Genomic DNA, 12,777 nt, shown 5'->3' with positions numbered 1-12,777 from the left:
TTATTGTTCAAAAAAAACAGCAGCCTGTTTAAACACAGCCTGCTGTTTTCTTAGTTTCTATTGTACTTTGATAATTTTCACTTCAATGTCGCCACCTGGTGTAGCCACTGTTACTTGTTCTCCAATTTCATGGCCAATTAGGCTTTTCGCCATTGGAGATTCATTAGAAATTTTACCTTCGAATGGATCTGCTTCAGCACTACCGACGATTGTGTACGTTTCCTCATCGCCTTCTGGCAGCTCTTGGAATGTTACTGATTTACCCAATTGTACTTCATTGCTATTTCCAGTATCATTCTCAATTATGACTGCGTTACGAATCATATTTTCAACGTGAGAGATACGGGACTCTACAAAAGCCTGCTCGTCTTTTGCTGCATCATACTCAGAGTTCTCTGAAAGATCCCCGAATCCACGAGCAATTTTAATACGTTCTACTACCTCTTGGCGCTTTTCTGTTTTAAGGTAATGCAGTTCATCTTCTAGCTTCTGCTTCCCTTCTTCAGTCATATAATAGTTTTTTTCTTCACTCATTTTGACATTCACTCCTTAACTTCTACGAAAGAGTCTCCAATCCCTATATAAAAATGAGCGGCACTTTATGTGCGCTCATTTTTACGTGTATTCCATTTTATATAGCAAATTGGTCTTCTAGAACTACTACCACATATAATGGCAGATTTTCGGATTCTTTTCAATATCTTTTTACTAATCAGCAGGCTTTTTACCTAGTTAGAATAGGTTTTTTCTTCTAGAATGGTCTTAATCTTAGCTGCCATGAGATCGATGGCTACATGATTTTGGCCACCTTCAGGAATGATGATATCCGAATAACGCTTTGTAGGCTCTACGAATTGAAGGTGCATTGGACGAACTACATTGACGTATTGTTCAATAACCGAGTCTATGGTTCTTCCTCTTTCTTTAATATCACGTAATAGTCTGCGAATGATGCGCACATCAGCGTCTGTATCTACAAACACTTTGATATCCATTAAGTCTCTCAGACGTTCATCCTCTAACACCATGATGCCTTCTACAATGATGACATCTTTCGGTTCTGTATGGATAACTTCCTCTGAACGAGTGTGCAGCTTATAATCATAAACTGGCTTTTCTATTGCCTCTCTATCGATTAACTTCTTTAGGTGTTCTATCAATAAGTCATTATCAAACGCCAATGGATGATCATAATTTGTCGATAACCGTTCCTCGAAAGGAAGATGACTTTGATCTTTATAATAAAAATCCTGTTCCAACATTAGGATTGTCTTGTCTGTAAATTGTTGAATAATAGATCTTGTTACCGTGGTTTTTCCTGAACCAGTACCTCCGGCTACTCCTATTACTACAGGCTTCTCACTCATTATTATTTGCGTCTCCTTTCTTAATTGCTTTTTATCTTGGTGTATATGGGAAGACTGGTTAACCTTTGCCTTTGCTATTCTATTGATGAGAAGGGAATTGTGCTGTATATAATTCTGTATGAATCCCAAACTGCAGGTCACGACTTTAGGGAACCAATCGAAATAAACCTAAAAGTCGTTTTACCTCTTCCTGTATGAAAGATCCCCGTTGTATCGTTGCTATATGAGTATGCTCATCATAGGCAGTCACTAAACCCAGAAAGAAAAAGGATATGCTAGCTGTACTTATCTGATTTACTTACACTAGATGCTACTAGTAGCAGAACGACCCTGTTGCTTAGTCATAAGCTTCATCTCTTGACGCTTAAGGCAATACCATCACCAATGGGCATGATGGTTGTTTTGAATTGAGGATGTGCTAAAAGCCAGTCATTATAGCTTCTTATCTTACTTGCAATCTTAGCTGTATTGGAACCATCTGCTGAATGATTGGCAACATATCCTTTAAATAATACATTGTCGGATAGAATAAAGCCATTGTCTTCTAGCATTGGTTTATATGTTTCAAAAAATCGCTGATATTGCCCTTTGGCGGCATCTATGAACAGCATATCAAAAGGTCCGTGTACCTTAACGGTATCACTCACTTCTAAAGCATCCCCCTGGATAATCGTAATACGCTTCTCTAATTGGGCGCGAGCAATATTACGCCTTGCTTCATTATACCGATCCTCATCACGTTCAATCGTGGTAATATGAACATCTGGGTTACTGTATGCCATTTGAATGGCTGAGTATCCAATAGCTGTACCTATTTCCAGAATACGTACTGGCTCTTTTAAACGAATCATTTGCTGTACAAACTCCATGCCTAAGGGGTCCATAATGGGAACGTGATTTTCTTTCGCATATGCTTCCAGTTCCATCGTTAAACTATCTTTAGAATCAATCGTTTGAGTTAAGTACTGCTCTAATGCAGGATCTAGCAAAAGATAACCTCCTTATAGGTATATGGGATGTACGTTAATAATCTAATGACAACCCTATTATTGTAACACATAGAAAGAAAGGAATGCGAGGGACTTCGCATTCCTTTTTCTTCTTAAATTATTATTTTTACGAGTCTTGTTTTAAATATTTATCCACTTTATTTTGGTGTTCTTTATAGCTCTTCGAGTAATAAACTTCTCCATCTGGAGCAGCAATAAAATACAAATTGTCCGATGCTTTTGGATTGATAACAGCTTCCAATGAATTCTCAGCAAAATTAGATATAGGTCCCACTGGTAACCCTTTAACCTTATATGTGTTATATGGGGATTCTACATCCATATGCTTATGGAGCTCATCCTTCTTCTCTCTACCTACTGCGTATATTACAGTGGGATCGGTTTGAAGAGGCATATCTTCCTCTAATCTATTAAAAAACACACCGGAAATTAGTTTTCGATCATCCGGTTCAGGAGCTTCATTTTCAATTAGAGATGCCATGGTAATAGCTTCATGGACAGACATATCTTTCTCTTTAATACTATCCAGTTTAGGTCCAATGACCTTTTTGGATTTTTGGAGCATTTTTCTTACTACTTGATCCACACTCGGTTTTTCTTCGTAGTAATTGTAAGTCGCCGCAAACAAATACCCTTCTAGGGGAGTTTTAACTTCAGGTTTTAATATAGCATCACTTAGAAAGGATGGATATTGTTCAATCAGCTTTTCTACGTAGGCTTGATCATTCACTTTTGTAAGAAACTCTTCCTTGGAGAAAGACATCTTCTTAGCGTATAGACCAGCTATCTGCTCTACAGTCTTACCTTCAGGAATTGTCACAGTGAAGGTAGGATCCTGAGCAACTTTTCCTGTTTTCAAAGAAGCAATCAATTCATCCATCTTCATGGAAGAGGAGAATTGATAATCGCCAGCCTGGAAGCCTGATTCGTTTTTAAATTTTATATAGTAACGAAATACTCGGCCATCTTTAATAATATTATTTTCTTCTAATATGTTGGATATCTGGGAAACGGATGAACCAATTGGTATAGTTACCTTTTTGGTTGATTCGTCACTAGGGTCAACTGGTTTTAACGCTGAATTAATATAAAAATACCCGGAAATACCAACAACTAAAATAATAAGTGCAATAGCAGAGATAGTTATACCTACGATTTTACGCACCGTCTTCACTTCCTCTTGCCGATTGCCTTTACCATTTGGTTGGTCGCCTTTATTCGACGAAGACATGACAGCTCCTCCTTTCATCCGCTTCATTATACTATAAATCAACAGGATCTATCTATTATTTACCGATATTTTGTCCTTTTCAGAGGAAATTGTATCATGCATTGTCGTATTTTGAAAAAAGCTCCGTTATTGCTTGATATCCATTTTTGTTTAGCATCATTATGTAAAAGACTGGAAATTAAAAAATGGTCGTCGTTAATGGAAGAGTTAATTGGTCATAAATAAAATAGCTGCACTTTCCTGCTATACCACAAGAGGGGGAAGCTACTTTTCCCACAATCTTTCCTTTATCCCGTGCGCTTTTAAATTGTTCTCCCTAATAAAAAAAGAGCCTGCGCTACAGGCTCTGTTTAAATTATTCTTGTTCTTCTGTTAGGGTATTGAGGACTTCCTCAACCATTTCCCACTCTTCGTCTGATTCGATTTGATACAGCGCTAAATCATCTTCATCATTTTCCTTCTCTACATAACGAAAAGCAAATACTTCTACTTCCTCACTCTCCTGTTGTTCTACTGGAGCTACTGCAATGTAGGAATGACCTGTTTGATCTACATCGAATTCAAACAGTACTTCAAATAAATGCTCTTCTCCATTTTCATCAGGAATAATAATTCGCTCTTTTTCTTCCAGTGCCATTTTATTCATCCTTTCGCATCTAAATAACTTTGTAAAATCATAACGGCTGCCATCTTATCAATGACCTTCTTCCGTTTACTTCTACTTACGTCCGCGTCTAATAAAACACGCTCTGCTGCCATAGTTGTCAGCCGCTCATCCCATAATTCAACAGGTAATTGAAAGTATGCTTTCGCTTTCTCTGCAAACAATTGGCAAGCTTCTCCACGTTCGCCGATTGTACCATTCATGTTCTTAGGAAGTCCAACGACTAGTTTGTCCACTTCATGTTCTTTCATGTATGGATCAAGCTTTTGAAAAGCATCATCGAACTCACCTTCAGCCCATCGGATTGTAGTTATACCTTGTGCAGTCCATCCGAATGCATCGCTTATAGCAACGCCTATTGTTTTTTCTCCAACATCTAATCCGATTTTTTTCATGCTATCCCTCTTGCTGTTCTAAATAAAATTTAACTAATTCCTCGATTAGTTCGTCTCGTTCCATCTTTCGAATCATGTTCCTTGCATCATTGTGACGAGGGATATAGGCTGGGTCCCCGGAAAGCAGATATCCTACAATTTGATTAATAGGATTGTACCCTTTCTCTTTCAAAGCTGTGTGAACGGATAACAACACCTCTCTGACGTTGTCATCGAACGGTTCTTCGTTAAAATTAAACTTCATGGTCTTGTCCATGGAACTCATTGTATCACCTCATTAATAGATGTACCCGCTCATCCTATCCATGTATGCATGCATGTGACAGTAGCACGTATTTCTTCCATTATAACGGATTATTGACTAGAAGAAACAGATTGAACATAGGTTTTTGCATATTCTAGAGCTTCTTCTAATTGTTCAGGGTTCTTTCCACCAGCTTGAGCCATGTCTGGACGACCTCCTCCGCCGCCGCCACAGCGGGAAGCTACTTCTTTAATTAAGTTTCCGGCATGATATCCATGCTCCATTAAATCTTTGGAAACTCCAGCAGCTATTTGGACCTTTCCATCATTTACTGCTCCTAAAAGGACGATGCCTGATTCTATTTTCTGTTTTACATCATCGACCATACTACGAAGACCATTCATGTCAGAAACATCCACTTTCCTAGCTAATAAGGATACTCCATCCACGTCTTCAAATTGATCTAGAATAGAGGAGGCCTCCATATTGGCAAGTTTTGCTGCTAAGGATTCTTTTGCCCGTTCTATATCTTTCATTTCTTGATAGAGTCCTTCAATCCGTTCTGGAACATTCTCTGGTTTTGTCTTCAATTTATCTGCTGCTTGATGTAGTAGGGTTTCTCTACCGCTCATAAATTGATAAGCGCCTTTACCTGTTACTGCTTCTATACGTCTAGTTCCTGCACCAATACCTGTTTCAGAAATTATTTTGAACAAGCCTACTTCTGCTGTATTGAAAACGTGACATCCTCCACATAGCTCCACGGAGTAATTATCCACTTGGACAACACGAACAGTATCGCCATATTTCTCTCCAAATAAAGCCATAGCTCCCATTTCTTTTGCTTCTTCCAGGGAATGCGTATCTATTGTTACAGGGATAGACTCCCATACTTTTTCATTTACAAGCGTTTCTATTTGGGCGAGCTCTTCTGCAGATACAGAGCCAAAATGGGAGAAGTCGAACCGGAGGCGGTCAGGAGTTACTAATGATCCAGCCTGGTTCACATGGTCGCCCAGCACATCCTTTAATGCTTGATGTAATAAGTGTGTAGCCGTATGGTTTTTAACGGTATGAGATCTGGAGCCTCTTTCAACAGATGCTGTAACGCCTTCCCCTTTTTGAATAGTGCCTTCTTGGACAGTCGCACGATGGAGATGCTGTCCATTCGGAGCTTTTTGTACATCATGTACCTCAAGCGTTGCATGACCTGTCTGTAACCATCCACGGTCAGCAACTTGTCCACCACTTTCTGCATAGAAAGGAGTTTGTTCAAGAAATACATATACCTCTTCGCCTTCGGTAGCTTCTGAAGCGAAATCCTTTTCCTTTACCATTTCGGTAATGGTTGTTTCTACTTCTAGCTCGTTATATCCGATAAACTCACTAGCTACCGACACTTCTCCGAGAACTCCTTCCTGCACACTCATGGAATCTACCTTCTGCCTAGCATTACGAGCACGTTCTCTTTGGCGTTCCATTTCCTGCTGAAACCCTTCTTCGTCCAACGTAAATCCTGCTTCATGCACGTATTCTTCTGTTAATTCTTTTGGAAATCCATAGGTGTCATACAAACGGAATACTTCGGTACCAGGAAATACATTTTTTCCTTTTTCTGTTTCCTCTTTAATAATATTGGTCAGGATTGCTAATCCGTCATTTAATGTTTCGTGAAAACGTTCTTCCTCTGTCTTAATAACATTTTGAATGAAGTCCTGTTTTTCATAGACTTCTGGATAGAAATCATACATTATATTTGCTACTTGTGGAACAAGCTGATACATAAATGGCTTATGAATGTCTATTTGCTTTGCATAACGTACCGCTCTTCTTAATAATCGACGTAGAACATAGCCCCTGCCTTCGTTTGATGGAAGAGCACCATCTCCAATGGCAAAGGTTACACTACGAATATGGTCGGCAATTACTTTGAAGGAAACATCCTTCTCCTGGTCATCTCCATAGCTGTAATCTGCATACTTCTCTGTTTCTTTAATGACGGGCAGGAAGAGATCGGTTTCAAAGTTTGTCTGGGTATCTTGAATAACACATACCATTCGTTCTAAGCCCATGCCAGTATCAATGTTTTTCTTTGGCAGCGGAGTGTACGTATCGTCAGGATTGTGGTTGAACTGAGAGAACACTAAATTCCAGATTTCAAGATAGCGTTCATTTTCTCCACCGGGATATAATTCAGGATCTTTTTCATCATTTCCATAGAATTCGCCGCGATCATAAAAAATCTCCGTATTAGGACCACTAGGACCTTCCCCTATATCCCAGAAGTTCTCCTCTAATCGAATGATCCGTTCTGTCGGCAGCCCGACTTTATCTCTCCAAATCTCATAGGCTTCGTGGTCTTCAGGGTGAACAGTGACACTTAGTTTTTCAGGATCAAACGCAACCCATTTATCACTTGTTAGAAATTCCCAAGCATATTCAATTGCTTCTTCCTTGAAGTAATCACCAATGGAGAAATTGCCGAGCATCTCAAAGAATGTATGGTGCCGAGCCGTTTGCCCAACATTTTCAATATCATTAGTCCGAATAGACTTTTGGGCGTTCACAATACGGGGGTTCTGTGGAATCACACGCCCATCAAAATATTTCTTTAGCGTAGCAACTCCACTATTAATCCATAAAAGCGTTGGATCCTCATGTGGCACTAGAGAGGCACTTGGCTCTACATCGTGTCCCTTCTCTTTAAAAAAATCTAAAAACATTTGTCGTACCTGAGCAGATGTCAGTAATTTCATTTCTTCTTCCTCCTTCTCCTGTATCGAATAATAATGGGATTTATACAAACAAAAAACTCCCGTCCTGCATTTCTGCAGGGACGAGAGTTTAGTTTCGCGGTACCACCCTGGTTATGAATGATATAAACCATTCATCACTCCATAGAGAATATATAACATTCTCCTAACGCCATAACGAAGCGCACCGGCGGTGATTAAACCGCACTCCGGACTAGCAGCTGCATAACCCTTCATCCGAAGCGCCTCTCAGCCAAGGGTGCTTCTCTCTGCATATGGATGGTCTGTTATGGAGGGGGTCCATCAACGTGTTATTCATTCGATATAAGTATTGGTATCAAAAATTATAGACAACCCCAATCTAAATGTCAATCATTCCGTGCGATGCAAGCGAACGTGGTGAATGATGACACGAACGATTGTTAAAGCAGGCACAGCTAGAATCATTCCTGCAATGCCAGCAACCTCGCCCCCTACTAATAAAGCAAAAATAATTAATACAGGGTGGATGTGAAGACTTTTCCCTACAATATAAGGAGATAAAAGGTTGCTTTCAATAAGTTGGACAATAAATACAACAACGATTACAAACAACATCATTTTTGCATTAATAGTGAAGGCGATAATAACAGCTGGAATTGCTCCAAAAATCGGACCAAAATAAGGAATAATATTCGTAACACCCATGATAGCTCCAAGGACAAGTGGAAAATGCATGCCAATCAGCCATAATAATAAAATGGAAATAACTCCAACGAATAAGCACACCAATAATTGTCCTCTAATATAGCCGCCAAGGCTTTCATCTATCTCAGCTAGCATCTGCTTCCCTTCGTTCCGAAATTTACGTGGTGTCAACTGCCATAACAGTCTCTTCATCATAGGATAATCCTTAAGCATGTAAAACACGAGTACAGGAATAACCGCCAGCAGAATAATAATATCTAGCATACCAGTAATTCTCGTGCCGAGAGAGGCAATTAAATCCTCCCCCATTCTCTCAATGTTAAGGAGCATTACGTCCATACGGTCATGGACCGACTCAGGCAGAAAGGAAGTTCTCTCATACATTCCATAAATCCAGCTTCGGTACGTATCTACAAAGCCAGGGAGATTGTTAATCAGTTCCCTAAGCTGTTTGATGAAAACAGGATACATCTTATAGAGGACGTAACCAATCCCACCAAAAAACAAAATATAAATGAGGGAAATAGCTAACCACCTTGGCAGATTTTGTTTATATAATGCTTCAACCACAGGGTGCAATAAATAAGCAATAAACATCGATATTAAGAATGGAATTAGTAACGTAAATAATAAATGAAGAAATGGTTTATAGAAAGGAAATAATTTTACTAGCAAATAAACAATTAATAGGACGAGCACCGCAAGAATGGCTCTATACATCCATTTAACAGTTGAATCCTTCCAGTTTGCCACGGTTTCGCCACCACCTTATTAGTTGTACATACATAAAAAGGACAGACTCTTTAGTTAAGAGTCTGCCCAATTGTATTAACGAAATGCTTTTCTTACTCTCTTTCGCATACGCTTCATCGATTTTTGAGAAAAGAGGGTATTGTCTTTTCCTCTTCTTGAACGGGAGTAGACAGCTGCACCCAATCCAAGAGCCATAAGAGATGTGAACGTCCTATTCACTCGCTTCACCACCCTGAATGGATTTACCACTGGGCTGCTTGCTCTTCTTCTCCAAACAAATCGTCTAGAGAGCTTAGGGAACCATCTTCCTCTACCTGATGTACATGAACCTTTCCCTTTGTAAGAGAAAGCTCGATAAAACAATTCCAGCAATAGAATTGATTTGTACCTATTTTACCGATATCCTTACGATTACAATTAGGACAGTGCATTCAGATGGCAACTCCTTACCGATTAATTCCTTCTGAATAGCATTGTTTCCCAATTCCTACAAAATATACATCAGGCAGATCATGGACCCAGGTGGTAGGTTCACATAACGTGTGAACAATAATTAGTATACCTTTATTCCATAAAGTCATAAGGGGAAAGTTCTTCCTCATCCTCTGCTTCTGCTTGTACCTCTGTATGAGACAGCATGATTTCTAGTCGTTCCTTCAAACTCGTATATCTTCGGTTAGTATCGACTGTCTGCACACCTCTTCGAAAGGCTTCTTCGTCGCCGCAAATAATTAAGGAGGATTTGCTACGTGTAACAGCAGTGTACAACAAATTACGTCGAAGCATGCGAGCATATCCTCTAACAACAGGGATAATAACAATAGAAAACTCACTACCCTGTGACTTATGAATAGAGGTACAATAAGCATGCATTATTTGGCTAAGGTCTTTGCGTAAATATTCCACTTCTTTTCCATCGAAGGAAACGATCAACTTCTCTTTCTGTTCCTTTGTTTCATCCTCTTGAAAAATAGCTGCAATTTCCCCAATATCTCCGTTATATACCCCTGATTCTGCTTGATTGACGAGCTGAATTACTTTGTCGCCTGTTCGAAAGGTTACTTCTTTCGTCTTCATTTCTCGGCGTTGATTGCTTGGTGGATTGGCTAGTGCTTGAATGTCTTCGTTAAACCGATGAATACCCAGCTTGGTGCGATACATAGGGGCGAGTATTTGAATGTCACGAACTGTATGTCCTTTTTCCATAGCTCGTTGATAAACTGTTTGTACTACCTGTAACACTTTTAGTTCATCACACGAGATAAAGTTAAAATCCTTTGCCTTCGCAAGGGATTCCTCATTACAAATCCCATCTTTCATATCATGGGCAAGCTGAATAATTTTAGAACCTTCTTTTTGCCGATACACTTCTCTTAATGGAGTCGACGGAACTGTATTCATCGACAATAAGTCGGATAATACCTGTCCTGGTCCTACTGAAGGCAATTGATCTTCATCCCCCACCAATAAAACACGCATATCCGATGGGATAGCACGAAACAGTTGGTTCGCGAGCCAAATGTCTACCATAGAAAACTCATCAATAATCAGTATTTTACCACTTAACGGGTTGTTATGATCATGTTCAAAAGCCTCACTACCATTCCAGCCCAGCAGGCGGTGGATGGTTACCGCAGGGATGCCTGTTGATTCATTCATTCGTTTAGCAGCGCGTCCTGTTGGTGCTGTTAATAAGAAAGGAAATGGCTCGTCCTGCATATAATCTGCGGGCTTTAAAGATTTCCTGTTTAGCTTAGCATAGGCTGTGACAATACCTTTGATTACAGTCGTCTTCCCTGTACCTGGACCACCAGTTAATATCATCACATTGGAATGCAAAGCTTTTTCTATGGCGTCAAATTGCTCTTTACCATAACTAATCTCTTCTTCTTCCTCAATCTCCCCAATCACCTTCATTAACTCTGCCTGACTATATTCTTCTTCCACTTCCTCTATTAACAGCCTGCTTAATTGCTCCGCAAATCCGGATTCTGCATAGTATAAAGATGGAAGATAGAGGTTCCCTTCTTCTTCAATGAGTTTATCCTCCTCAGCCAGGCTGTTTATTTCTTGGGAAATGATATCAGGTGTTACTTCTTGTTCGCCTGTGTTCAATACAGACTGAACTTCATTCATTAGCACCTGTTCTGGTGCATACACATGTCCTTGTTGCGACCATTCATTTAATGTGTACATACATGCAGCTTGAATACGAGTAGGATGATCAAAAGCTATATTGTGACGAGATGCTACTTCATCTGCCCGTTTAAAACCGAATCCATTAATGTCAAAGACGAATTGATAAGGATTCTCCTGCAGTATTTCAAGAGCTCGATCGTTATACGCTTCGTAGATTTTCTGAGCCATTTGTAATCCAAAGCCATATTCGGAAAGAGATATGACAATATGCTCGAAGCTTTGATGCTCTTTTAAATCTGCAACGAGCTGCTCCGCTTTGTCTTTATTTAAATGGGGGACTCCATCTAGGACAGAAGGGTCCTTCAATATTTTGGGAATAGCTTGTTCGCCTAGCACTCCAACGATTCGCTCAGCTGTACGCTTTCCAATACCGTAAAATAAATCACTAGATAAATACAGCACTACTCCCTCTCTCGAAGTCGGTATTTCCTTTTGATAATGATCAACCTGATATTGGTCGCCAAACTTCGGATGGGTAGTAACATTCCCATAGAATATGTAATGCTCCCCTTTGTCTAAAGGAGAGAAGTGCCCTTTAATCACTACTTCTTTTTCTTCAATGGTTTCATTCGTTTCCAATATCCGAATTAGAGCAATGGAAAAGTGTTCCACATCATTTTGGTATATCATTCGGACAAGCTCTCCTTTGATATAGCCCTTTTCTTCTTGGAATTGTTCTTCAATTTGCTTTTCCATTGCGCTTTCTCCTTTACTACTCCTCGTTATGGCCGCTTAATGCCTCTTCCACTTTTGCTTTAGCATGGGAGGCCAGAATGTGATCCGGTTGAATTGTTAATGCTTTATTGAAATGGTCTAACGCTAGATGCGCCTCCTCCTTAAATAAGGCAGACACACCTAAATTATAATGAGCATCACTGTGACTTTCGTTCAGCTCGAGCACTCGGTGAAATGTGGTAATAGCTTCGTCAATCATATCTAACTGTGCAAGACACAACCCATACTGAAACATTTTCTCCTCATCCTCTGGAGTCAGTTCAGTCGCCCGTAACAAATAAGGCATGGCAGGCTTGAATTGTTCCTGATACAGCAAAGTTAAACCAAGCATATAATAAGCGTCACTCTCTTCCAATCCATACTGTATAGCTTGCTGGAAAGGAGCCATTGCTTTAGCGTACTCTCCTTGCTCATAATAGACATTTCCTAACCCATAGTATGCTGTAGCAGCTGATTCATCTAATTCAATGGCTTTTTCAAAAAAACGCGCTGCTCGCTCTAAATCATTCATGTGCATTAATAAGTTACCGAAATTTATATAACCAAGCGGCTCCTCTGGTTTCTCTTCAATTGCTTGTGTGAACTGCTTTGCCGCTTCTTCGTATTCTTGATCTTGCATGTATTGTATGCCTTTCTCCAGGTAATCCATCCTAATTCCTCCGTATCGCTTTGTGCTTTTCTGTTATTACCATTCGTCCATGATAAAATCTATATCTATTTTATCATAGTATGAAAAATC

At 39.7% G+C, this 12,777-nt stretch carries 13 protein-coding genes; all 13 read right to left on the bottom strand.

All coding sequences use genetic code 11. The features are described 5' to 3' along the window. Positions 1-57: 57 nt before the first annotated feature. Complete coding sequence (gene greA / locus ACFFGV_RS02775) at positions 58-534, bottom strand: transcription elongation factor GreA (RefSeq protein WP_377345044.1); 477 nt, start codon at positions 532-534, stop codon at positions 58-60. Positions 535-728: 194 nt separating this feature from the next. Beyond that, positions 729-1,373 (bottom strand): uridine kinase, encoded by a 645-nt coding sequence (udk, locus tag ACFFGV_RS02770; RefSeq protein ID WP_377345844.1) that lies wholly within the window; start codon positions 1,371-1,373, stop codon positions 729-731. A 344-nt stretch (positions 1,374-1,717) separates the two neighbouring features. Next, positions 1,718-2,293: an O-methyltransferase gene (locus tag ACFFGV_RS02765; protein ID WP_377345843.1), complete on the bottom strand. Its 576-nt coding sequence runs from the start codon at positions 2,291-2,293 to the stop codon at positions 1,718-1,720. A 190-nt stretch (positions 2,294-2,483) separates the two neighbouring features. After that, a complete protein-coding gene (gene mltG / locus ACFFGV_RS02760) occupies positions 2,484-3,608 on the bottom strand; it encodes an endolytic transglycosylase MltG (protein WP_377345043.1) in 1,125 nt (374 codons plus the stop codon). 355 nt (positions 3,609-3,963) lie between these two features. Beyond that, a complete protein-coding gene (locus ACFFGV_RS02755) occupies positions 3,964-4,245 on the bottom strand; it encodes a DUF1292 domain-containing protein (protein ID WP_377345042.1) in 282 nt (93 codons plus the stop codon). 5 nt (positions 4,246-4,250) lie between these two features. Further along, positions 4,251-4,667 carry a Holliday junction resolvase RuvX gene (ruvX, locus tag ACFFGV_RS02750; RefSeq protein ID WP_377345041.1) on the bottom strand — a complete coding sequence of 139 codons (417 nt, stop codon included), beginning with the start codon at positions 4,665-4,667 and terminating at the stop codon, positions 4,251-4,253. A gap of 1 nt (position 4,668) precedes the next feature. After that, positions 4,669-4,932 carry an IreB family regulatory phosphoprotein gene (locus tag ACFFGV_RS02745; protein ID WP_377345040.1) on the bottom strand — a complete coding sequence of 88 codons (264 nt, stop codon included), beginning with the start codon at positions 4,930-4,932 and terminating at the stop codon, positions 4,669-4,671. Positions 4,933-5,021: 89 nt separating this feature from the next. Next, positions 5,022-7,667, bottom strand: coding sequence for an alanine--tRNA ligase (gene alaS, locus ACFFGV_RS02740; protein WP_377345039.1), 2,646 nt, complete (start codon positions 7,665-7,667; stop codon positions 5,022-5,024). A 369-nt stretch (positions 7,668-8,036) separates the two neighbouring features. Next, a complete protein-coding gene (locus tag ACFFGV_RS02735) occupies positions 8,037-9,104 on the bottom strand; it encodes an AI-2E family transporter (protein WP_377345038.1) in 1,068 nt (355 codons plus the stop codon). 75 nt (positions 9,105-9,179) lie between these two features. Continuing rightward, a complete protein-coding gene (locus tag ACFFGV_RS02730) occupies positions 9,180-9,323 on the bottom strand; it encodes a YrzQ family protein (protein ID WP_377345037.1) in 144 nt (47 codons plus the stop codon). Positions 9,324-9,346: 23 nt separating this feature from the next. Further along, positions 9,347-9,535 (bottom strand): YrzR-like zinc ribbon domain, encoded by a 189-nt coding sequence (locus tag ACFFGV_RS02725; RefSeq protein ID WP_377345036.1) that lies wholly within the window; start codon positions 9,533-9,535, stop codon positions 9,347-9,349. Positions 9,536-9,668: 133 nt separating this feature from the next. After that, positions 9,669-11,999, bottom strand: a complete 2,331-nt coding sequence (recD2, locus tag ACFFGV_RS02720; protein ID WP_377345035.1) for an SF1B family DNA helicase RecD2 — start codon at positions 11,997-11,999, stop codon at positions 9,669-9,671. A gap of 16 nt (positions 12,000-12,015) precedes the next feature. Then, a complete protein-coding gene (locus tag ACFFGV_RS02715; protein ID WP_377345034.1) occupies positions 12,016-12,687 on the bottom strand; it encodes a tetratricopeptide repeat protein in 672 nt (223 codons plus the stop codon). Positions 12,688-12,777: the final 90 nt, after the last annotated feature.

The organism is Pontibacillus salicampi (assembly GCF_042434395.1).
Lineage (GTDB): Bacteria > Bacillota > Bacilli > Bacillales > BH030062 > Pontibacillus > Pontibacillus salicampi.
Note: the sequence above shows the minus strand (reverse complement) of the source record. Positions and strands in the feature narration are given on the sequence as shown.

Excerpts from the sequence above, each read along its gene's own strand:
- greA (WP_377345044.1), bottom strand. The coding sequence starts at position 534 with ATGAGTGAAGAAAAAAACTATTATATGACTGAAGAAGGGAAGCAGAAG.
- ACFFGV_RS02765 (WP_377345843.1), bottom strand. The coding sequence starts at position 2,293 with ATGGAACTGGAAGCATATGCGAAAGAAAATCACGTTCCCATTATGGAC.
- mltG (WP_377345043.1), bottom strand. The coding sequence starts at position 3,608 with ATGTCTTCGTCGAATAAAGGCGACCAACCAAATGGTAAAGGCAATCGG.
- ACFFGV_RS02755 (WP_377345042.1), bottom strand. The coding sequence starts at position 4,245 with ATGGCACTGGAAGAAAAAGAGCGAATTATTATTCCTGATGAAAATGGA.
- ruvX (WP_377345041.1), bottom strand. The coding sequence starts at position 4,667 with ATGAAAAAAATCGGATTAGATGTTGGAGAAAAAACAATAGGCGTTGCT.
- ACFFGV_RS02745 (WP_377345040.1), bottom strand. The coding sequence starts at position 4,932 with ATGAGTTCCATGGACAAGACCATGAAGTTTAATTTTAACGAAGAACCG.
- alaS (WP_377345039.1), bottom strand. The coding sequence starts at position 7,667 with ATGAAATTACTGACATCTGCTCAGGTACGACAAATGTTTTTAGATTTT.
- ACFFGV_RS02725 (WP_377345036.1), bottom strand. The coding sequence starts at position 9,535 with ATGCACTGTCCTAATTGTAATCGTAAGGATATCGGTAAAATAGGTACA.
- recD2 (WP_377345035.1), bottom strand. The coding sequence starts at position 11,999 with ATGGAAAAGCAAATTGAAGAACAATTCCAAGAAGAAAAGGGCTATATC.
- ACFFGV_RS02715 (WP_377345034.1), bottom strand. The coding sequence starts at position 12,687 with ATGGATTACCTGGAGAAAGGCATACAATACATGCAAGATCAAGAATAC.